The organism is Vibrio parahaemolyticus (assembly GCF_900460535.1).
In the GTDB taxonomy this organism is placed as follows: Bacteria; Pseudomonadota; Gammaproteobacteria; order Enterobacterales; family Vibrionaceae; genus Vibrio; species Vibrio parahaemolyticus.
The window spans coordinates 1,325,049-1,345,158 of record NZ_UHIL01000001.1; the positions used below are offsets into that span (position 1 = coordinate 1,325,049).

The following is a 20,110-nucleotide window of genomic DNA, read 5'->3' on the forward strand; positions in this document are numbered from 1 at the left end:
TAGGGGGCGGGGAATAGGGAAGCGATGAAATTTTATTCTTATGTTGATTAGGATGTACGTTGCATTCCGATATGAGCCTAATATCTCAGTTTGACCAAGCTCGACTGGTCGAAGGTTGCATATATTGGTTTACTACTCCGACTTATCGCACTGGAGATAAAACAGAACTCCAGCGCCGACAAGTGAAATGAAGTTGAGCCGTGCTCATTCCTTGTGCGGCTCTGGTGGTGATAAATAGGAGTCCATCGATGAAAAGTAAACACAACAAAACCGTTCTATGTGCATTTGTTTCTGGTTCGGTATTTGGTGCTGTTCTCGTTATCGCAATGTCCTTGCCGATGTAATCGGGAAAATTTTCACACACTGCATTTTCTTCACATTGGGATTGAGCATTGTCTTAGTCCCTGTTAGCTTAAGACGCATGAACTTATTCTTCACACCTTCATCATCATACTTTTTCTGGTGGCGCTCTATGTAGAGCGGCGCGGAATTCTTACATTCTTACGCTGCTGGAAGGTAGCGAAGAGTGTCTTGTCTTTTTATCTCCAGTAGCGCTCTATTTTGACTAGGAGATAACCATGAACATCAAAGAAACGCATCAACAACGCGAAATCATTCTCACGGGCGACCGAGCTACAGGGCCTTTACACCTTGGTCATTACGTCGGTTCGTTACAACAGCGTGTGGCATTACAATCGGAGCATGACCAAACCATTCTGGTCGCCGATATGCAAGGCCTGACCGATAACGCGCACAATCCTTCAAAGGTATCTTCGAACATTCTAAACGTAGTCGCAGATTACCTTGCAGTTGGCATCGACCCCATTCAAACCACTATCTGTTTGCAATCTCAGCTGCCAGCCCTCGCAGAATTGACGATGTATTACAGCAACTTAGTTTCCATTGCTCGCTTAGAGCGTAACCCAACCGTAAAAAATGAAATTCAAAGCAAAGGTTTTGAGCGTTCAATTCCTGCAGGGTTCCTGACTTACCCAATTTCTCAAGCCGCTGATATAACGGGTTTTCGCGCTACACTTGTTCCGGTTGGGGATGATCAATTACCAATGCTTGAGCAAACGAATGAAATCGTGAGAAAGATTAACCACCTTGGCGGACAAGAGATCCTAAAAGAGTGCCGTCCGTTGCTTAGTGATGCGCCACGTTTACCGAGTACTGATGGCAAAAATAAAATGTCAAAAAGCATGGGTAATGCCATTAACTTAGGGGCGACTGAAAAGGAAATCTCAGCTGCAGTAAAATCCATGTACACCGACCCAAGCCATTTGCGCATCGAAGACCCTGGTCAAGTAGAAGGCAACATTGTGTTCACTTATCTCGATGCTTTTCACTCTGACAAAGAGCATGTCGAGCAACTCAAAGCGCACTATCGCCGTGGCGGGCTAGGAGATGGAACCACGAAAAAAGTATTGGAAGAATGCCTTCAAGAAATGCTGCGTCCGATCCGAGAGAAACGGGCGTTGTATTTGAACGACAAAGCGCAACTTATTGAGATTCTTAAACATGGCAGCCAAGTCTCTCGAGAAAAAACAGAACAAGTTTTGTCCGATGTTAAGAGTGTATTTGGCTTGAACTTGTTCTGAAATAGGTTCGGGAGCACAAAGTAAAAAGGCGCGAAAGCTAACCTGCTACGTGCCTTTTTTATGCGCACCTTATGAAGCAAAGAACTCGCGACGAAAATTCGCTATCTCTTGTTGATAGTAACGCTGCCAGTCAGATTCAGACCAACTCGAGTGGCTGGTGGCTCTTTGCGTTGCCAATCTGGATTCGAGCTGCTTTAGATCGGTTTGATAACTGCGAACTTGCTGCTTTTGTTTTGCTATTTGTTGTTCACGAGTGCGGATTTGGTTGCTTTCTTGTTCAGACAGATAGTTTTTCTGCAACTCTTGAATCAAGGTTTGTCTCTCGACCCCATTCATACTTGCAGGGATCAGAGCCACCGCTCGTTCATATTTTGTTTGGTTGCTGTCTAACCCCAAGGCATTTTCGTTCCCCTGCCATTCGGTGATTAAATCCTCGAATGCTTTCACGTAATCTTGAGCCGATACGGCGTCAAGTTGCTCGGCTTGTAAGCTGAAGTCGTAAAGTGCGAACTCATCGGCGAAAATAACCTCAGCGAGCTCTCCCCAAATCTTTCTCGCTTCGGACTTTAATAGTGCGATACGAGAGGCGAGCGGTTGCTGCTCATCAAACAACAAGTTGCCAACGCTTTGCTGCCAAAGACCATCGAGTTGATGGTAGTTCGCTAACAAATTAAAACGCTCTTCAGACAAATCTGTGGCCAGTTCATTAAGTTTGGATTCGCAATTGAGCTCGGACATACAGGTGTGCCAAAACGTCTCGATTTCTGCTTTCAATGCTCGACCTTTAGAACGGTTTAGTCGCTCTGCAAGATCTTGAATCTCAGTGGGCATATTGTCTGATTTTGAATTGGACTTTTGTGTACTGCTTTGGCGCTGGGGTGGCGTCGAATCACTATCAACCAATGCGACTGATTTATCCTGCAACTCCGAAGAAAGCTGCGTTAAGTGATCGCGTTCGTCGACATTGACTGAATACCAAACTATGCCCGCCAAAACGGCGGACACAGTGATTAGTAAGCTAAGCTTCATGGCTTGATCACGGCGCTGACAGGGAAGTGATCCGACAGGTTGTAATGTTTCCACAACCCCTCTGTCGTTGAACGTGGAACATCAACGCGGTTGTCGTTAAACGATTTCACGCCATATTCGTTGCTCACCATGACGTAATCGAGGTATTCCACATTTTCGCCACCAGATAGTGCTTCGCCTGCGAAGTTATTGATACGAGGGTCGAACGTAGACGCTGTATAGCCAGAGTATTGAGGCTCCATCGCACTTAGGTTTGCGATCATCTGCTGGTAATCTCCAGGGAACTTTAGCTTGTTTACATTAAAGTCACCATTGTAAACGACCGTTTCGTTATTCGGAATGTTGAGAGATTGCGCCATAGTGCGCATTTGTTGAAATTGACGCTGACGATACTCACGCGCTGTATCAGTATCGAAAGACGCGGTATGTGTAGCAAAAACATGGTAGGCCTGACCACCTTTGATGATCTCTGCGTAGTTTACGCCTTTATCAGCGAAACAATCGGTACCCGAACAATCTGGGAACACGTATTGTGCCTCGTTGACGATAGGGTAACGACTCACAATGACTACGCCTCCGTCGTAAACGTTGAAGCCATCTTTATCCAACATCTTCGTTTGGTATGGGTAATCTTTTGCAAGCTCACGTAAAAATGCATCACGACCACTAGCAAAAACCTCTTGCAATGCCAGTACGTCATAGCCTTTTACGTAATCGGGGATTAACTCGTAACGGTCACCAATATGTGACGCAATCGCAGGCAAGGCCCAAATGTTGTAAGTCATCAGTTTGAGATTTTGCTCGTTGTTATCGACGGTTTCAGCCACTTTGCTTGGTGTGACGGTATAGTACAAATCGTCATAACGCGCGGTGCTATCCGATTTAAACGCTAGCTCTGCACTGCGAGAGCCAAACGCCTCGGTATTTGAACGATGAATCGTGCGATCGTCTTTTAATGCCAAGTTCACGTCGGCGGCTGACAAACCGTACTCAATGGTCGAGTTGTACCAATGTCCTTCCATGACTTGGTGGAGTGTAATGCTTTCACCTTGCGGGTTAGATACGACAGTTTCAAAGCGATAGTTCTGACCCGATTTCACCCCTTCCCAACGATTAAAACTCAGTACGGGCTTTGTTTCCCAAGGGCCTAATACTTCTACGTGTTGCTGCCATTCTTCTCCGTATTGCAGCAAATCACTGCCATTGTGTTTGACCTGAATGGTTAATGGTTGGTCTGAGTTATTGGTGAGGTATACGTCCGTATCAGCCAAGCTCGGCAATGCTACTAAAGTGCTCAGCAAAAGACTCCACTGCGAAAATTTCATCTTGTTTATCCATGATTTGTGTTAGAGCAATCATTCTTATTTATAAATGTTACTCGAGCGTTAAAGATGGATGACAGCTTATGGTTCGATGAAAATAGTTCGCTATTTGTGACCTTGGTTCTAACTGAGTTGTAAACAAAATGAAGTTACAGGCGCGGTTTATACAGACGGAGAGGTAGGTTGAAATGGTGAGATTTAAAACTAAAAAGCCAGACTCACATCTGGCTTTTTAGTGACGGTTTAGCACGGCTAAGCAGGTATGCCACTGTGGAACTTGAAGTCTTCGTCGGGGGTTGAAATCAGCTCAGCTTCGATACGGCCGAAGTATGCAATACGCTCGCTGATATCTTTGCCTGCAATCTGCTCAGCCAGTACAAGGTAGTCTTGATAATGACGTGCTTCAGAGCGGAGTAGGGAAACATAAAACTTCGCAATGTCTTCATCCATGTGCGGCGCAAGTTTAGCGAAACGTTCACATGAGCGGGCTTCGATGTAAGCGCCGATAATGAGCTTATCGATAAGCGTCTCGGGCTCATGAGTCTTCATGTGTGAAATCAGCGTTTTTGCGTAGCGGCTTGCGGGAATGTTTTTGTATTCCACGCCACGGCTCCCCATTATTTCCAGCACTTGATAGAAGTGATGTAATTCTTCTTTGATCAAGAGAACCATTTTATCGATCAGATCTTGGCTATACGGCGAATCCGATTTTGCCATGATGGCTTTCGAAATATTGCTCTTACCTTTTAATGTCTCTAATGAGCCGATTTTTCGGTAAGCGAAATCTTCATATGGTTTGAACCAGTCAAGTAAGGCATGTGAACTGTCTTTATCTACTGCGTATTTGCGGATCAAGAACATGGCTGACTGACCTGCTTTAAGCTCGCACAGTAAGTGATCCAATAAAATGGTTTGCAAGTTTTCTGGTTTCTTTGCTTCTTCAACCCATTCGTTGGGTGTGCGGCATTGCAGAAATTGATTGATAGGAGCAAGAAGATCTTGATAGGCGTCGAGATTAATCATTTTATTTTTAGTACGTTACGTTCAAATTTGGTTCATCCAGAGCATAAGTAAAACGGAAATCTGGATAGAAAAAAGGCTGCAAACGCAGCCTTTAATCGGATAGGGCGAAAAGCTGGTGGGGATATTACCACTTTTTCTTCTCGCCGAAGAGTGCTTCCATGTCGTTGTCACGCTCTTTGTCTGCCATTTGCTGCATTTCTGCATCGCTTTTGTCTTGGCGTTTCTTGTCTAAGTCGCCAAGCATCTCTTCAAGCTTTTGTTTTGCTTGGATGGAGTACGGATCGCTTTTTGTACTCAGCGCATCGATGCCTTTGCGAAGCAGTTGTAACGCAGTACCCGGTTGGCCGCGAGCAATGGAATCGTTCGCTCGCTTAATCACGTTTTCGATGTTGATGCGAATTTGCATCGTTTCCAAACGCGCATTCTCGGTTACGTAAGTCTGGGTGTCTAATCGGCCTTTGTTGTGCTCGTTTCGAACGGTGTCACGCAGGCGCTTAACCAGCTTAAGCATCACGATGGCTTGCTTATCGCTGCTTGGCATTTTGAAAGAGGTACTTTCACCAGTCGGACCGTTTTCTTTTAGCTGTCCGATTTGCTGCTTCATATTCTCTATGCGTTGAGTGAGCTGCTTATTTTTCGGGTCAAGCTCATGCATGCTTTCTAGTGCATCAAGAATACGATTGTTTAGGCACAGCAGAAGCTCCTTACTAAAAGGAATATGGTGTGCGTGACCAATCAGTTCTTCAGTGCCATCAATAAGTGCAACATAGCGTGCCGATTCCTGCCTTTTGGCGGTTTCAACTTTAACCTTGTATTGCAACATGATGTTATAGCCTAGGATTAATACCAGTAGGATGGCTACCAAAGCGATTATTAAACCAATATTCATATCTTTGCGTCTGCTTTTACTTTTCTACGGCTAGCGTTCAAGAATACATGAATCTTATCTTACTCGGCACCTTATTTGTTTGATTATTTTGCCTCACCCACGTTTTCGTTACTGATAGAACCAACATCACTAAAATCGATGTTTTTATAAGCTCAACATTGTGCATATTGTTTCTCTGCTTAAGGTTATCAGCTATATGTTAGAAATTACTGTTCATTTCGTTGTGATCGCGTTATAACTAATCATTATATCGCTCGTAAGAGCGGTCAATTTAGTTATGACATTATTATCTCGTGAATGAGTAAGGGATTACGATGAAACTGCAGCAGCTGAAGTACATTGTTGAGGTTGTGAACCATAACCTAAACGTTTCTGCGACGGCAGAGAGTTTATACACCTCTCAGCCTGGTATTAGTAAGCAGGTTCGTTTACTAGAGGATGAGCTGGGAATCCAGATCTTCGAACGAAGTGGTAAACATTTAACGCAAGTGACACCAGCAGGTGAAGAGATAGTACGTATTTCCCAAGAAATCCTTGCTCGGGTTGAGAGTATCAAAGCGGTAGCGGGCGAGCATACTCACCCTGAAATGGGCACGTTAAATATTTCAACAACCCATACTCAAGCGCGCTATGCATTGCCCGATGTCATCAAAGGTTTTACGGCACGTTACCCTAAAGTGTCTTTGCACATGCATCAAGGTACGCCTTCTCAAATGTCTGAAGCGATTGCAAAAGGTACAGCCAACTTTGCGATTGCGACAGAAGCTCTCCATCTTTACCAAGATGCTATCATGTTGCCTTGTTACCACTGGAATCGCTCTATTGTGGTGCCAAAAGATCATCCGTTGGCGAAGAAAGACTTAGTTACTATTCACGATTTAGCTGCTTATCCTTTGGTGACTTATGTGTTTGGATTTACTGGTCGCTCTGAGTTAGATACCGCTTTCAACCGTGAAGGTTTGACGCCGCGAGTCGTGTTCACTGCAACCGATGCGGATGTGATTAAAACGTATGTGCGCATGGGTATCGGTGTTGGTGTGATTGCGAGCATGGCCGTCGATGAAGAGCAAGACCGAGATTTAGTTGCTATTGATGCGAGCCATTTGTTTGGTGCAAGTACAACAAGTATTGGTTTCCGCCGTGGCACGTTCCTGCGTTCTTACATGTTTGACTTTATGGAGCGTTTCGCACCGCACTTAACGCGCCCTGTTGTCGAACAGGCGATTTCTCTTAAGTCGAATGCTGAAATTGAAGAGATGTTTAAAGACATCGAGCTTCCGGTAAGATAACACTTCATTCAAGTGATGATTCCCCCTACAATCCATCCCAAATTGTAGGGGGGGCTATGCAAACGCAATTTCAATTTATTAATGACTGCTTAATTGAGCATCAACCATTATGGCGATTCGAGCCATTTCAAAGCAGCATTCAACCATCATTACCTTGGCAGGAAACGCACCCTCAGCTTTGCCAATGGTTAGAATCGCTTTCTCCCTCTCAAATAGAAACTCTCAAAGCTGACCCAGACCTTGCGTTGGCTGAAATCAGTGTGTTTTTGCCAGATTTACCATCCTTACTTAGGCATACACAGTTAGAGTCGATGGCATTAGATGGCCTAGCGCTAGAAAGAGGGTTAGACAGTGGAATCCCAGGGCGCAAGTTAGAACAGATCACAGCGATGGGGGAGGCAGCGATTCAATCTCATCAAGGTGAGGAATGGTTAGAGTGGTGCTCGGGTAAAGGATACTTAGGTCGGATCTTAACCACGCAAACCGATCAACCAGTGACCAGTTTTGAATATCAACAAGCGTTATGCGACTCCGGCCAACAAGCCGCGAATGAACATCATTGGAAAATGATCTTTATCCAAGGTGACGCGTTTGATCCTCAAACCAAGGCAGTATTCAAACCCACGCAACATGCTGTCGCACTGCATGCTTGTGGTGACCTTCATGTTCGGTTGATGGAATATGGAAGTGAAGCCGGCATCGCGGCGATGACGATTTCACCTTGCTGTTATCATTTGATTCAAAGCGAGACGTACCAAGCGTTATCCCAATCAGTACGAGCGTCTGAACTCATTTTGTCTAAGCATGAACTGCGCATTCCATTGCAACAGACGGTGACAGGCGGTGAACGTGTGCGTCGCCATCGTCAACAAGAGATGGTATTCAGGCTTGGTTTTGATTTACTGACACGTGAGATTTTGGGAGTTGATGAGTATCAACCCGTGCCAAGCATTCGAAAATCACAGTTAAGTGATGGTTTTGAGGCATTGTGTCTCTGGGCTGCGAAAGAAAAAGGTATCGAGATTAACCAAGCGATTGACTTTGCCGAGTTTGAAAAGCGGGCAATAAAACGTTTTTGGCATATGGAAAGAATGAGCTTAGTGCAACTGGTTTTTCAGCGACCTTTGGAGATCTGGCTCGCATTAGACAAAGTGCTTTATCTTGAAGAACGTGGTTATCGTGTTAGATTGGCAGAGTTTTGCCCTAAATCAGTTACGCCGAGAAATATTTTAATTTGTGCACATAAGAATTAGTTATTTTTTATATCTAAATCGACTATATGAAAAAGCCCACTTTACTGTGGGCTTTTGTAAACAAAACGTGACAAAATTGCTTAATTTTGTTGTTAGTTGAACATAGCGATAGCTTGTTCAGGATCTACATATTCAAGGTCAAAGCTTTCTGCGACTTCTTTACAAGTGACTTTACCGTGAATCACGTTTAGACCTTCTAGGAAGCCTTTGTCTTCCAGAAGAGCTTGTTGATAGCCTTTGTTTGCAAGTTTCACAATGTAAGGGAGAGTGGCATTATTCAATGCGAAAGTTGAAGTACGTGCAACTGCACCAGGCATGTTTGCTACACAGTAGTGAACGACATCATCAACCACGTAAGTAGGCTCGGCGTGTGTTGTCGCGTGAGATGTTTCGAAACAACCACCTTGGTCGATAGCTACGTCAACGATTGCTGCGCCTGGCTTCATCTTAGCAATATGCTCTTTTGTTACCAGTTTCGGAGCTGCCGCGCCTGGGATTAGAACTGCACCAATAACAAGGTCTGCTTCTAGAACATGCTTCTCGATAGCGTCTTCTGTAGAATAAATGATTTTCGCTTGGCCTTGGAATTCTTCATCCAGTTTACGCAGAGTGTCTACGTTGCGGTCAAGAATTGTTACGTCTGCGCGAAGGCCAACAGCCATACGAGCTGCGTTTGCACCAACGACACCACCACCAACGATAACGACTTTAGCAGGTTCAACACCAGGTACGCCTCCAAGAAGTAAACCACGACCACCGTGTGATTTTTCTAACGTTTGCGCACCCGCTTGGATAGACATCCGACCTGCCACTTCTGACATTGGTGCTAACAGTGGCAAACGACCCATATTATCTGTTACAGTCTCATAGGCTATACAGACAGCTTTGCTCTTGATTAGCTCATCAGTTTGTGGAAAATCTGGTGCTAGGTGTAAATAAGTAAATAAAATTTGCCCTTCGCGGAGCATTGCTCTCTCAACTGCTTGGGGTTCTTTTACTTTTACTATCATGTCTGCTTGCGCGAAAACGTCTGCAGCATGAGGGAGAATGGATGCGCCGACGGCGATGTAATCATCGTCTGAAAAACCAATGCCGGCACCTGCATTGGTCTCAACTAAAACTTGGTGGCCATGTGAGATGAGTTCTCTCACGCTAGCAGGGATCATACCCACACGGTATTCGTGGTTCTTGATTTCCTTAGGTACGCCAATGATCATCCTGTATCCTCTTTCTATAATGGTTGTAAAAACTATTTGTAGGGTGTTATTGTCGAATTTGTAACTAGTATAGTTATGGGTTTGTAAAATTTGGCACCAAATATTAAAAAGTTGTAGTATATTTTTTTGCAAGGAAGTAATAAGGTGGAATAAAAAATGGCAGACAACTATAAAAAGCCGTCCAAGGAACTAGACCGTATCGACCGCAACACTCTTAATGAACTGCAGAAAGACGGTCGTATTTCAAACGTTGAGCTTTCAAAACGTGTAGGACTTTCTCCAACGCCATGTTTGGAGCGTGTGCGTCGCTTAGAGCGTCAAGGCTACATCACAGGATATACTGCGCTACTTAATCCGCAGCTCCTAGATGCATCACTACTGGTATTCGTTGAGATTACGTTAAACCGTGGTGCGCCAGATGTGTTTGAACAGTTTAACTCAGCTGTTCAAAAGCTAGACGACATTCAAGAGTGTCATCTAGTTTCAGGTGACTTTGACTATCTTCTAAAGACCCGTGTATCTGATATGGGTGCTTACCGTCGACTACTTGGCGATACGTTACTACGTCTACCTGGCGTAAATGACACTCGCACCTACGTAGTTATGGAAGAAGTGAAACAATCTAACCAGCTTGTGATTAAAACTCGTTAATTTCTTGCAAAGAAAGCGGTATATGCTTCCGCTTTCGCCATAGAGTAATTGGGTTTTTCTCTTTGATATGGTTAAATCAATTTACCGAGCGGCTTGATGCCGCTCGGAATGTTTTGCAAATTCCTATTTCATTTCCATATTCAAGTTGATTTATGTTCAAAGAGAACGCAAAGAAAGTCGAAACCATCATTAAAACCAGTGAAGAGCCTCAGTCTTCACGCTTAAATGGCTTCCAACGCTTAAAAGAGTGCTGCTTTATCGTTGGCGTTCTTAGCTCGGTATTGCTCGCTGTAGCACTATTTACCTTTAGTCCAGCTGATCCATCTTGGTCCCAAACTGCATGGGGTGGGGAGATCGATAACGCTGGTGGCCTGTTTGGCGCATGGCTTGCCGACACTCTATTTTTCACTTTTGGCTCTCTCGCCTATCCGATTCCTTTCCTACTGGCTGCGGCTGCGTGGGTGATTTGTCGTAAGCGAGGGGAAGATGAGCCAATTGATTTTATGCTGTGGGGAACCCGTTTACTGGGCCTAACCGTTCTTATCATGACCAGTTGCGGCCTTGCCGATATTAACTTCGATGATATTTGGTACTTCTCATCGGGCGGTGTAGTAGGCGATGTTTTATCAAGCCTTGCTTTGCCGACGTTGAATGTACTGGGTACAACGCTCGTCCTTCTATTTCTGTGGGGGGCTGGTTTTACTCTGTTTACGGGGATTTCTTGGCTGAACATCGTCGAATGGCTTGGTGATCGCTCGTTAGCGGTATTGGCTGCCATCGCGAATAAGTTCAGAGGTTCAGAACAAGAGACGCTAGAGCCTCAGCTTGATGAGTTTGTTGAGGATAAAGTATCAACAAAACACGTTGAAGACGATCAACAAGACGACGAGACGCTTCCTCACTTAACGGCTTACGAAGTTGAAGAGCCAAAAGAGAAAGCGGCAGTACACGAATATCCTATATATATGCCGCAAGCCAAATCAGAAACGTCTACGGTAAAACCGACGCCAGAGCCCCAAACTCAACGAGTTGCGGCAGTAAATGCGACGCCAACGTATGTTGAACCAGAACCACAACTTAAAGCGGTCAGCACAGATAACGTGGATCCAATGGTTGAGCGTACCAAGCAGCTGAATGTAACCATCGAAGAGTTGGAAGCTGCAGCGCAGCAAGCAGATGATTGGGTGTCAGAAGAACAAACAAGCCAATCTTATGCGGATACAAACGCAGTCTATCAAGAACAGGTGCAAGCCAAGCATGAAGAGGTTGTTGAACACGATACGCCTCAACGAGAATCAAGCTATGAAGAGTATGAACAGTTTGCTGCTCAGCAAGAACAGCAACTCCATGTGGAACCAACGCCACACGAAGAGCCTGTTATTGACACTCGTGCGCTTGATGACATTACCGACCACGCTGAGCCAAGTGAACATATTGAACCAACCATCTCTGATTTTGATGTAGTAGATGAAGAGGAGGCATATGTTGCTCCTCAACCTCAGTCGCGTTCACCAGAGCCTCAACCTATAGTTCAACCACAATCGGTTTCTCAAATTCAACCAGAACAGACACCTGAGCCGAGTGTAGTGTTTGAACCAGCGCCACAAGAAGTTGAGGTTGAGGAAGTGCAAGATGGCGATCAAGATGTTGCCGCATTCCAAAGCATGGTATCCAGCGCGCAAGCAAAAGTTGCCGCGACGCAAAACCCATTCTTGATGAAGCAAGAACAGAATTTACCAGTGCCAGAAGAGCCGCTGCCAACACTTGAATTGCTTTACCATCCGGAAAAACGTGAAAACTTCATCGATCGTGAAGCGCTTGAGCAAGTCGCGCGTTTAGTCGAAAGCAAGCTTGCAGACTACAAAATTAAAGCTGACGTAGTCGGCATTTACCCAGGCCCAGTCATCACTCGATTCGAGCTCGATTTGGCGCCAGGTGTGAAAGTAAGTCGAATTTCTGGTCTGTCTATGGACTTGGCGCGTGCTCTATCGGCGATGGCGGTACGTGTTGTAGAGGTGATTCCAGGCAAACCTTATGTCGGTCTTGAGTTGCCAAACATGAGTCGTCAGACGGTTTATCTGTCAGACGTCATCAGCAGCCCTCAATTTGAGCAAGCTAAATCGCCAACGACGGTGGTACTTGGTCAAGATATCGCGGGTGAAGCTGTCATTGCTGACATCGCTAAAATGCCTCACGTACTTGTTGCAGGTACGACAGGTTCAGGTAAGTCGGTCGGTGTAAACGTCATGATCTTGAGTATGCTCTACAAAGCTTCTCCAGAAGATCTACGCTTCATAATGATCGACCCGAAAATGTTGGAGCTTTCTATTTACGAAGGTATCCCTCATCTTCTTGCCGAAGTTGTTACTGATATGAAAGACGCATCCAATGCTCTACGTTGGTGTGTGGGTGAAATGGAACGCCGTTACAAACTGATGTCGGCACTGGGTGTGCGTAACGTGAAAGGCTTTAACGAGAAGTTGAAGATGGCAGCTGAAGCCGGCCACCCAATTCACGATCCATTCTGGCAAGAAGGCGACAGTATGGATACAGAACCGCCGTTGCTTGAGAAATTGCCATACATCGTCGTTGTTGTTGACGAATTTGCCGACCTTATGATGGTTGTGGGTAAAAAGGTTGAAGAACTGATTGCTCGTTTGGCTCAGAAAGCGCGTGCGGCTGGTATTCACTTGATTCTTGCAACTCAGCGTCCATCGGTTGACGTTATTACGGGTCTGATTAAAGCAAACATTCCAACACGCGTGGCGTTTACTGTATCAACGAAGACGGACTCGCGTACTATCCTTGACCAAGGCGGCGCGGAATCGCTACTTGGTATGGGTGACATGCTGTACTTGCCTCCAGGTTCTAGCCATACGATTCGTGTTCACGGCGCATTTGCATCGGATGATGATGTACATGCTGTGGTGAACAACTGGAAGGCGCGTGGTAAGCCAAACTACATCGATGAAATCATCAGTGGCGACCAAGGCCCAGAAAGTTTGCTTCCGGGCGAACAAATGGAATCAGATGAAGAGATGGATCCATTGTTTGATCAGGTGGTTGAGCACGTGGTTCAGTCGCGCCGTGGTTCGGTTTCTGGCGTGCAGCGTCGATTCAAAATCGGTTATAACCGTGCCGCACGAATTGTCGAGCAGCTTGAGGCTCAAGGCATCGTGAGTGCGCCGGGTCACAATGGTAACCGTGAAGTCTTGGCTCCTGCGCCACCAAAAGATTAATGAACTTGTTTTACTCACCTTAGTCCAACTGAGGTGAGTAACTTTAGGTCTTTGACCCTCTGATAGGTATCTGAATGAAAAAACGATTTTCAGCGAAACTTTTCTCAGCGCTAGTTTTAAGCATTTCTTTCTTCTCTGCTGCAAATGCAGCCTCTCCAAAAGATGAACTGAACAAACGCCTCGCGATGAATGAGGGCTTCAGTGCCGATTTCTCTCAGCAAGTGATCAGCCCTGAAGGGAAAACGGTCATGGAAGGGGAAGGCACGGTTGAAATCGCTCGTCCAAGCCTGTTCCGTTGGAGCACGACATTCCCAGATGAGAACTTGCTGGTTTCAGACGGTAAAACTTTGTGGTACTACAGCCCGTTTATTGAGCAAGTCAGCATTTACTGGCAAGAGCAAGCGACCGAGCAAACACCATTTGTGCTCTTAACTCGCAACAGAGCAAGTGATTGGGATAATTATAAGATCTCCCAGAAAGGGAATGAATTTACGCTTATCCCAACTGCAGTAGACTCTACTCAAGGTCAGTTCCAGATCAATATTGACGCGAAAGGCGTAGTGAAAGGCTTTAACGTCATCGAGCAAGATGGCCAGAAAGGGCTCTTTACATTCAGTAATGTTAAGCTTGGCAAACCAAAAGCAGACAGATTTACGTTCACAGTTCCAAAAGGCGTGGAAGTGGACGATCAAAGGAATTAATAGGTAGTGAGTAATTACACATTAGATTTCTCGGGGGACGAAGATTTTCGTCCCCTTGCTGCTCGTATGAGACCGCAAACTATTGAGCAGTACATCGGTCAGCAACACATTCTTGGCCCGGGTAAACCCCTGCGTCGCGCGTTAGAGGCTGGCCATGTCCACTCAATGATCCTTTGGGGTCCTCCTGGTACAGGTAAAACCACGTTAGCGGAAGTCGCTGCTAATTACGCCAATGCGGAAGTTGAACGCGTGTCTGCGGTGACGTCCGGTGTGAAAGAGATTCGTGCTGCAATCGAAAAAGCGCGCGAGAACAAAATGGCGGGTCGCCGCACCATCTTGTTTGTGGATGAGGTCCATCGCTTCAACAAATCGCAACAAGATGCGTTCTTACCACATATTGAAGATGGAACCGTCACGTTTATTGGCGCAACGACAGAGAACCCGTCTTTCGAACTGAACAACGCATTGTTGTCTCGTGCTCGAGTCTACAAGCTGACTTCACTGGATAAAGAAGAGATCTCACTCGCACTAAATCAAGCGATTAACGACAAAGAACGAGGGCTGGGCAATACGCCAGCGAACTTTGCTGATAATGTGTTAGACCGTCTAGCCGAGTTGGTGAACGGTGATGCTCGCATGTCTCTTAACTACCTTGAGCTTCTCTACGATATGGCAGAAGAGAATGATCAAGGTGAAAAAGAGATAACACTCAAACTGCTTGCTGAAGTAGCCGGGGAGAAAGTCTCTCGCTTCGATAATAAAGGCGACATTTGGTACGATTTGATCTCCGCTGTGCACAAATCTATTCGTGGATCAAACCCAGATGCCGCTTTGTATTGGGCTGCTCGTATGATAGCTGCAGGTTGTGATCCACTTTACATTGCCCGCCGATTACTTGCGATAGCATCGGAAGATGTCGGCAATGCGGACCCTAGAGCCATGCAAGTTGCACTCTCCGCGTGGGACTGTTTTACACGTGTTGGTCCAGCAGAAGGTGAGCGTGCGATTGCTCAAGCAATTGTTTATCTCGCGTGCGCTCCAAAGAGTAATGCCGTTTATGTTGCTTGGAAACAAGCGCTCACTGACGCACATAACTTGCCTGAATATGAAGTGCCGCATCACTTGCGTAATGCACCCACCAGTCTGATGAAAGACATGGGCTATGGCGCAGAATATCGATATGCTCACGACGAGCCGGGTGCTTATGCAGCGGGTGAGCAATATTTGCCACCAGAAATGGCGGATCGTAAGTACTATCAGCCGACAAATCGCGGTCTAGAAACCAAAATCGGCGAAAAGTTAGATTACTTGGCTAAATTAGACGCAAATAGCCAACAAAAGCGCTATGAAAAGTAGGCGTTTTTGGATACATTTGTTCAGTAAATTTTTTTAACGCGTACGCTTGGAAAGTGCGCGTGATTTCACAACAAAAAGCATAGGATTAACAATGCTGGATTCTAAATTACTTCGTACAGAGCTGGATGAAACAGCTGCTAAACTGGCGCGTCGTGGCTTTAAGCTAGACGTAGAGACTATTCGTAAACTTGAAGAACAACGTAAGTCCATTCAAGTAGAAGTAGAAAATTTACAATCCACGCGTAACTCCATCTCCAAGCAAATCGGCCAAAAAATGGCGGCTGGCGACAAAGAAGGCGCAGAAGAGATCAAGAAACAAATCGGTACTCTAGGTAGCGATCTTGACGCGAAGAAAGTTGAACTTGAGCAAGTAATGGCTCAACTAGACGAATTCACGCTTTCTGTACCAAACATCCCAGCAGATGAAGTGCCAGATGGCAAAGACGAAAATGACAACGTTGAAATCTCTCGTTGGGGTGAGCCTAAGACTTACGACTTCGATTTGAAAGACCACGTTGACCTAGGCGAAATGGGTGGTGGTCTAGACTTCGCAAGTGCAGTTAAGATCACTGGCGCACGTTTCATCGTGATGAAAGGTCAATTTGCTCGTCTACACCGTGCAATTGCTCAGTTCATGCTAGATCTTCATACAGAAGAACATGGCTACACAGAAATGTACGTACCTTACCTAGTGAACTCTGACAGCCTATTCGGTACTGGTCAGCTTCCTAAGTTCGGTAAAGATCTTTTCCACACTGAGCCTCTAGCGGAAAAAGTAAACGACGAAGAGCCACGTAAACTGTCTCTAATCCCTACAGCAGAAGTACCAGTAACGAACCTAGTTCGTGACACTATCACTGACGAAGCGGATCTACCTATCAAGATGACAGCGCACACGCCATGTTTCCGTTCAGAAGCGGGTTCATACGGTCGTGATACTCGTGGTCTGATTCGTATGCACCAGTTCGACAAAGTTGAGCTAGTACAAATCACGAAGCCAGAAGATTCAATGAACGCGCTAGAAGAGCTAACAGGTCACGCTGAGAAAGTTCTACAACTTCTTGAACTTCCTTACCGTAAAGTCGTTCTATGTACAGGCGACATGGGCTTCGGCGCTCGTAAAACTTACGACCTAGAAGTTTGGGTTCCTGCTCAAGAAACTTACCGTGAAATCTCTTCATGTTCTAACATGTGGGACTTCCAAGCTCGTCGTATGCAAGCGCGTTTCCGTCGTAAAGGCGAGAAGAAACCTGAGCTTGTACACACGCTAAACGGTTCTGGTCTAGCTGTTGGTCGTACCATGGTTGCTATCCTAGAAAACAACCAAGAAGCAGACGGTCGCATTGCAATCCCTGCAGTACTTCAGAAGTACATGGGCGGCGCAACGCACATCGGTTAATTCATTAGCCACTAGAACATCAAAACCCAGCCTCAGCGCTGGGTTTTTTGTTATCTGCGTCGAGTGAAAATACGTTGTTATGTAGATAGCGCACGCAATAGTGAAGAGCTCGCCCAGAATTTGACAGGATGTGATAAATGATATTTTCTAAGCGGTTTTAAAATGACAAGCTAACGGCCTTATTTGTCCTTGTTGTTAAACGTTATGCCATTAAATCATCTTTCTTTGCTTGTTATTTTTCCTCTTACCTTGCTCGTTAGCGAGAGTGTTATCGCAAGTAAACTTATCCAGCCTCAATATCTAGATAGTGAGCGAACCGACCTCTTTTTCGCACGCGAAATAGCGCAGCCTTCCCAAGAAAATATAGATATGCACAATTCATTCGACTGGGGATATGAGCTTGAGTTGAGTCGTACATCTGGCGAAACAAAATCGGTATCTAATTGCAAAGACCTGACTACAGCAAACTTAGCGGGTTTTACTGCGGCCAAAGCCTATGAATACGGCGCGTTTAAAGCGTATTTAATGCAGTGTCAAACATGGAGTGAGATGGCAAAGTTAGCTGCCTCTAAGCGCTCATTTATATCGAAATTGAAGTTAGACGATAACTTTCCTAAATTCGCTCCAAGTGCACTTGCTTTTGTTATATCTGACGAAAGTGAGGAGAAAGTAAAGACACTACCAACGTGGGATGAAGCAGACCATATCCAAAGTACTCGAGTCGTCAGTGAAGTGAGAGCAGAGTACTTCGACGCGACCGGTGGTTTTCAAGTCATCACGGTTGTAGCAAAAGGTGATTACAACGCTGACGGCATCGAGGATATCGTTATTGAGAAAGAAAATAGTGTACTCAGTGGCTCGTATTCTTCTTCACACGGATATGTATTAACTCGCATGTCTGAGCAAGCTTCATTTACTGTGCTGGCTGAATGGTAATGAAACTCATGGCGGTTATTTGGTTCTTAGCTGTTGCCATGGTGAGCACGTTTGCTCTCGCAGACACTCCGCCTAGAAAAGTCTTTGAATGCACGGTAAGCTAAACTACGAAGCTTAGTATATCGATAGACCAAGATAAGGAAGGGCTTCACTTTAAAGAGTTTATTGCCAATCGAAGTCAGCTTTCCCAATGTATAAGACCTCAAGATTATCACGTTAGACACTATCACCGAGCGTTAGTGGATGAAAAGTCACTGGAATTTAGTATTGGTGAACGTGTCATATTAGTCAGTGAGTACTTTAGCGAGGAGTTTAATGAGGTACAGAGAACACTCAGTGTTACTTTTAGGCAGTCAGGGAAAACAGAGTATTTTGAGTGTGAAGAAGGGAGTATTAGTAACCTTGCATTGCTTTTCAAAGAGAGCACAGAGTAGTTGAATGCATAATTATTACCAGGGTGTAATAGTGTTTTCTAATTCACCCTAATTATCTTGTTATTTGTAATCGATATAATCATCCCCCTTACCACGGTAAGTAGATTTTCTCATTCAAGTAACGAGGAGGGCTTATGGCCGTAGGGTGGGCAAGTGACGATAGCGTTAGCCAACAAATTCAAAATACCATCGACGACGAGATTTCCCGTGTTCGTGGCAATATTAAAGGGGGCGAAAGTGCTCACTATTGTGATGAATGTGGAGACGAGATACCTGAAGCGCGTCGAGTTGCAATGAAAGGTGTTCGTCTTTGTATCGAATGTCAGTCAACAATCGAATTGGTGTCTCAACGCCAAGCATTATTTAATCGACGAGCGAGTAAAGACAGTCAACTTAGATAGCTTTGCTGTTCTTGTAAATAAAGAGACGGTTTGAGTCTCATACTCAAACCGTTTTCGTGTTGAGTTGAACTATGAAGCGAAGCAGTCTTTACGTTGCAACGCTGCATCAATCGCATTAATTAACTTTTCAATATCTTCTGGTTTGCTGATGAATGGCGGCATCATATAAATCAGTTTGCCAAATGGACGAATCCAAACACCGTGCTCAACAAACAGTGCTTGGATGGTTTCCATATTCACTGGGCGATGCGTTTCTACGACGCCAATGGCACCCAACCAACGGGTGTTCTTCACCAAGTCGTATTCTTCAAGTTTTGGCAGTAATTCAAAAAACAGCATTTCGATTTGCTGGGTTTGCTGCTGCCAGTCACCTTGTTCGATCAATTCTAAACTCGCCGTTGCTACAGCGCAGGCGAGGGGATTACCCATAAAGGTTGGTCCGTGCATGAAACAACCTGCGTCACCACCACAAACCGTGTCAGCGACATGTTTACTCGCCAGCGTCGCTGAAAGGGTCATGTAGCCGCCTGTGAGTGCTTTGCCGACGCACAGAATGTCTGGTTGAATATCTGCGTGTTCGCAGGCAAACAATTTGCCAGTGCGTCCAAACCCTGTTGCGATTTCATCCGCAATCAATAACAAGTCATATTTATCACAAAGCCTACGCACGCCTTTGAGAAATTCTGGATGGTAGATACGCATGCCGCCCGCACCTTGAACGATAGGCTCTAGGATCACCGCTGCAAGCTCTTGATGGTGCGAGTCAATCTTGTGTTCAAAGTCAGCAAGGTCTTCTGGCTTCCACTCATCCCAATAACCACAAGTTGGTGACTCCGCAAAGATATGCTCAGGTAAAAAGCCTTTGTAGAGAGAGTGCATTGAGTTATCTGGATCGGTAACCGACATGGCTGCAAAGGTGTCACCGTGATAACCGTGGCGCAAAGTCAGAAACTTCGGTCGGCGTTCTCCCTTCGCATGCCAATATTGCAGAGCCATTTTTAAGCTAACTTCTACGGCAACGGAACCTGAATCGGCAAGGAATACATGCTCAAGGTTATTTGGTGCGAGGGACAGCAACTTCTTACACAAACTAATTGCAGGCTGGTGGGTAATCCCGCCAAACATGACATGTGACACTTGATCGATTTGCTGGTGAGCCGCTTGATTTAGGTGGGGATGGTTATAGCCATGGATAGTCGACCACCAAGAAGACATGCCATCGACAAGCTCTGTCCCATCTTTCAATTTAATGTGTACACCATTTGCTGAGGCCACTGGGTAGCAGGTCAGAGGTGTCAACGTTGAAGTGTAAGGATGCCAGATGTGATGGCGGTCGAAGGCGAGATCCATGTTCTATTCCAATAGTTGTT

At 45.4% G+C, this 20,110-nt stretch carries 16 protein-coding genes and 1 pseudogene; 11 read left to right on the top strand and 6 right to left on the bottom strand.

Annotated features, from left to right (window positions below; translation table 11 throughout):
- Positions 1-578: 578 nt before the first annotated feature.
- Positions 579-1,601 carry a tryptophan--tRNA ligase gene (gene trpS / locus DYB02_RS06740; protein WP_005459886.1) on the top strand — a complete coding sequence of 341 codons (1,023 nt, stop codon included), beginning with the start codon at positions 579-581 and terminating at the stop codon, positions 1,599-1,601.
- Between the two features lie 69 nt (positions 1,602-1,670).
- Here trpS and DYB02_RS06745 read toward each other — a convergent pair whose 3' ends face one another.
- The 4 genes from DYB02_RS06745 to DYB02_RS06760 all read right to left on the bottom strand — a co-directional run bounded on the left by DYB02_RS06745 (position 1,671) and on the right by DYB02_RS06760 (position 5,864).
- On the bottom strand, positions 1,671-2,630 hold the full coding sequence (locus tag DYB02_RS06745) for a hypothetical protein (protein ID WP_029805451.1): 960 nt from the start codon (positions 2,628-2,630) through the stop codon (positions 1,671-1,673).
- Positions 2,627-3,955 (bottom strand): sphingomyelin phosphodiesterase, encoded by a 1,329-nt coding sequence (locus DYB02_RS06750; RefSeq protein WP_029805448.1) that lies wholly within the window; start codon positions 3,953-3,955, stop codon positions 2,627-2,629. Before DYB02_RS06750 ends, DYB02_RS06745 begins: the two co-directional genes overlap by 4 nt.
- A 249-nt stretch (positions 3,956-4,204) precedes the next feature.
- A complete protein-coding gene (gene miaE, locus DYB02_RS06755; RefSeq protein WP_029805446.1) occupies positions 4,205-4,975 on the bottom strand; it encodes a tRNA isopentenyl-2-thiomethyl-A-37 hydroxylase MiaE in 771 nt (256 codons plus the stop codon).
- 124 nt (positions 4,976-5,099) lie between these two features.
- Complete coding sequence (locus tag DYB02_RS06760) at positions 5,100-5,864, bottom strand: hypothetical protein (protein ID WP_005459911.1); 765 nt, start codon at positions 5,862-5,864, stop codon at positions 5,100-5,102.
- Between the two features lie 314 nt (positions 5,865-6,178).
- Here DYB02_RS06760 and cysB point away from each other — a divergent pair, with 314 nt between their 5' ends.
- Positions 6,179-7,153 (top strand): HTH-type transcriptional regulator CysB, encoded by a 975-nt coding sequence (gene cysB, locus DYB02_RS06765; RefSeq protein WP_005459882.1) that lies wholly within the window; start codon positions 6,179-6,181, stop codon positions 7,151-7,153.
- Between the two features lie 56 nt (positions 7,154-7,209).
- On the top strand, positions 7,210-8,406 hold the full coding sequence (locus DYB02_RS06770; RefSeq protein ID WP_029806389.1) for a methyltransferase: 1,197 nt from the start codon (positions 7,210-7,212) through the stop codon (positions 8,404-8,406).
- A 92-nt stretch (positions 8,407-8,498) separates the two neighbouring features.
- Here the strand turns inward: DYB02_RS06770 and ald are convergent, their stop codons facing one another.
- Positions 8,499-9,623: an alanine dehydrogenase gene (ald, locus tag DYB02_RS06775; protein WP_029806388.1), complete on the bottom strand. Its 1,125-nt coding sequence runs from the start codon at positions 9,621-9,623 to the stop codon at positions 8,499-8,501.
- Positions 9,624-9,779: 156 nt separating this feature from the next.
- Here ald and lrp point away from each other — a divergent pair, with 156 nt between their 5' ends.
- The 8 genes and pseudogenes from lrp to DYB02_RS06815 all read left to right on the top strand — a co-directional run bounded on the left by lrp (position 9,780) and on the right by DYB02_RS06815 (position 18,740).
- A complete protein-coding gene (gene lrp / locus DYB02_RS06780) occupies positions 9,780-10,274 on the top strand; it encodes a leucine-responsive transcriptional regulator Lrp (protein ID WP_047022953.1) in 495 nt (164 codons plus the stop codon).
- A gap of 152 nt (positions 10,275-10,426) precedes the next feature.
- Positions 10,427-13,513, top strand: a complete 3,087-nt coding sequence (locus DYB02_RS06785) for a DNA translocase FtsK (protein WP_029805929.1) — start codon at positions 10,427-10,429, stop codon at positions 13,511-13,513.
- A 74-nt stretch (positions 13,514-13,587) separates the two neighbouring features.
- Positions 13,588-14,214 (top strand): outer membrane lipoprotein periplasmic chaperone LolA, encoded by a 627-nt coding sequence (gene lolA, locus DYB02_RS06790; protein ID WP_029805927.1) that lies wholly within the window; start codon positions 13,588-13,590, stop codon positions 14,212-14,214.
- Between the two features lie 66 nt (positions 14,215-14,280).
- Positions 14,281-15,570, top strand: coding sequence for a replication-associated recombination protein A (locus DYB02_RS06795; RefSeq protein ID WP_043043278.1), 1,290 nt, complete (start codon positions 14,281-14,283; stop codon positions 15,568-15,570).
- Between the two features lie 91 nt (positions 15,571-15,661).
- Positions 15,662-16,969 carry a serine--tRNA ligase gene (gene serS / locus DYB02_RS06800; RefSeq protein ID WP_005495761.1) on the top strand — a complete coding sequence of 436 codons (1,308 nt, stop codon included), beginning with the start codon at positions 15,662-15,664 and terminating at the stop codon, positions 16,967-16,969.
- Between the two features lie 369 nt (positions 16,970-17,338).
- Positions 17,339-17,905, top strand: coding sequence for an ATPase (locus DYB02_RS06805; protein WP_225868813.1), 567 nt, complete (start codon positions 17,339-17,341; stop codon positions 17,903-17,905).
- Positions 17,899-18,339, top strand: a pseudogene (locus tag DYB02_RS25875) (hypothetical protein). The gene DYB02_RS06805 and the pseudogene DYB02_RS25875 overlap by 7 nt, the downstream one beginning before the upstream one ends.
- A 134-nt stretch (positions 18,340-18,473) precedes the next feature.
- On the top strand, positions 18,474-18,740 hold the full coding sequence (locus DYB02_RS06815) for a DksA/TraR family C4-type zinc finger protein (RefSeq protein WP_015296513.1): 267 nt from the start codon (positions 18,474-18,476) through the stop codon (positions 18,738-18,740).
- A 69-nt stretch (positions 18,741-18,809) separates the two neighbouring features.
- Here the strand turns inward: DYB02_RS06815 and bioA are convergent, their stop codons facing one another.
- Entirely contained in the window at positions 18,810-20,090 is a 1,281-nt protein-coding gene (gene bioA / locus DYB02_RS06820) for an adenosylmethionine--8-amino-7-oxononanoate transaminase (protein ID WP_029845746.1), read from the bottom strand.
- Positions 20,091-20,110: the final 20 nt, after the last annotated feature.

Excerpts from the sequence above, each read along its gene's own strand:
- DYB02_RS06760 (WP_005459911.1), bottom strand. The coding sequence starts at position 5,864 with ATGAATATTGGTTTAATAATCGCTTTGGTAGCCATCCTACTGGTATTA.
- miaE (WP_029805446.1), bottom strand. The coding sequence starts at position 4,975 with ATGATTAATCTCGACGCCTATCAAGATCTTCTTGCTCCTATCAATCAA.
- DYB02_RS06785 (WP_029805929.1), top strand. The coding sequence starts at position 10,427 with ATGTTCAAAGAGAACGCAAAGAAAGTCGAAACCATCATTAAAACCAGT.
- cysB (WP_005459882.1), top strand. The coding sequence starts at position 6,179 with ATGAAACTGCAGCAGCTGAAGTACATTGTTGAGGTTGTGAACCATAAC.
- trpS (WP_005459886.1), top strand. The coding sequence starts at position 579 with ATGAACATCAAAGAAACGCATCAACAACGCGAAATCATTCTCACGGGC.
- lrp (WP_047022953.1), top strand. The coding sequence starts at position 9,780 with ATGGCAGACAACTATAAAAAGCCGTCCAAGGAACTAGACCGTATCGAC.
- ald (WP_029806388.1), bottom strand. The coding sequence starts at position 9,623 with ATGATCATTGGCGTACCTAAGGAAATCAAGAACCACGAATACCGTGTG.
- DYB02_RS06805 (WP_225868813.1), top strand. The coding sequence starts at position 17,339 with ATGCACAATTCATTCGACTGGGGATATGAGCTTGAGTTGAGTCGTACA.
- DYB02_RS06745 (WP_029805451.1), bottom strand. The coding sequence starts at position 2,630 with ATGAAGCTTAGCTTACTAATCACTGTGTCCGCCGTTTTGGCGGGCATA.
- DYB02_RS06750 (WP_029805448.1), bottom strand. The coding sequence starts at position 3,955 with ATGAAATTTTCGCAGTGGAGTCTTTTGCTGAGCACTTTAGTAGCATTG.
- serS (WP_005495761.1), top strand. The coding sequence starts at position 15,662 with ATGCTGGATTCTAAATTACTTCGTACAGAGCTGGATGAAACAGCTGCT.
- DYB02_RS06770 (WP_029806389.1), top strand. The coding sequence starts at position 7,210 with ATGCAAACGCAATTTCAATTTATTAATGACTGCTTAATTGAGCATCAA.
- DYB02_RS06815 (WP_015296513.1), top strand. The coding sequence starts at position 18,474 with ATGGCCGTAGGGTGGGCAAGTGACGATAGCGTTAGCCAACAAATTCAA.
- lolA (WP_029805927.1), top strand. The coding sequence starts at position 13,588 with ATGAAAAAACGATTTTCAGCGAAACTTTTCTCAGCGCTAGTTTTAAGC.
- DYB02_RS06795 (WP_043043278.1), top strand. The coding sequence starts at position 14,281 with ATGAGACCGCAAACTATTGAGCAGTACATCGGTCAGCAACACATTCTT.
- bioA (WP_029845746.1), bottom strand. The coding sequence starts at position 20,090 with ATGGATCTCGCCTTCGACCGCCATCACATCTGGCATCCTTACACTTCA.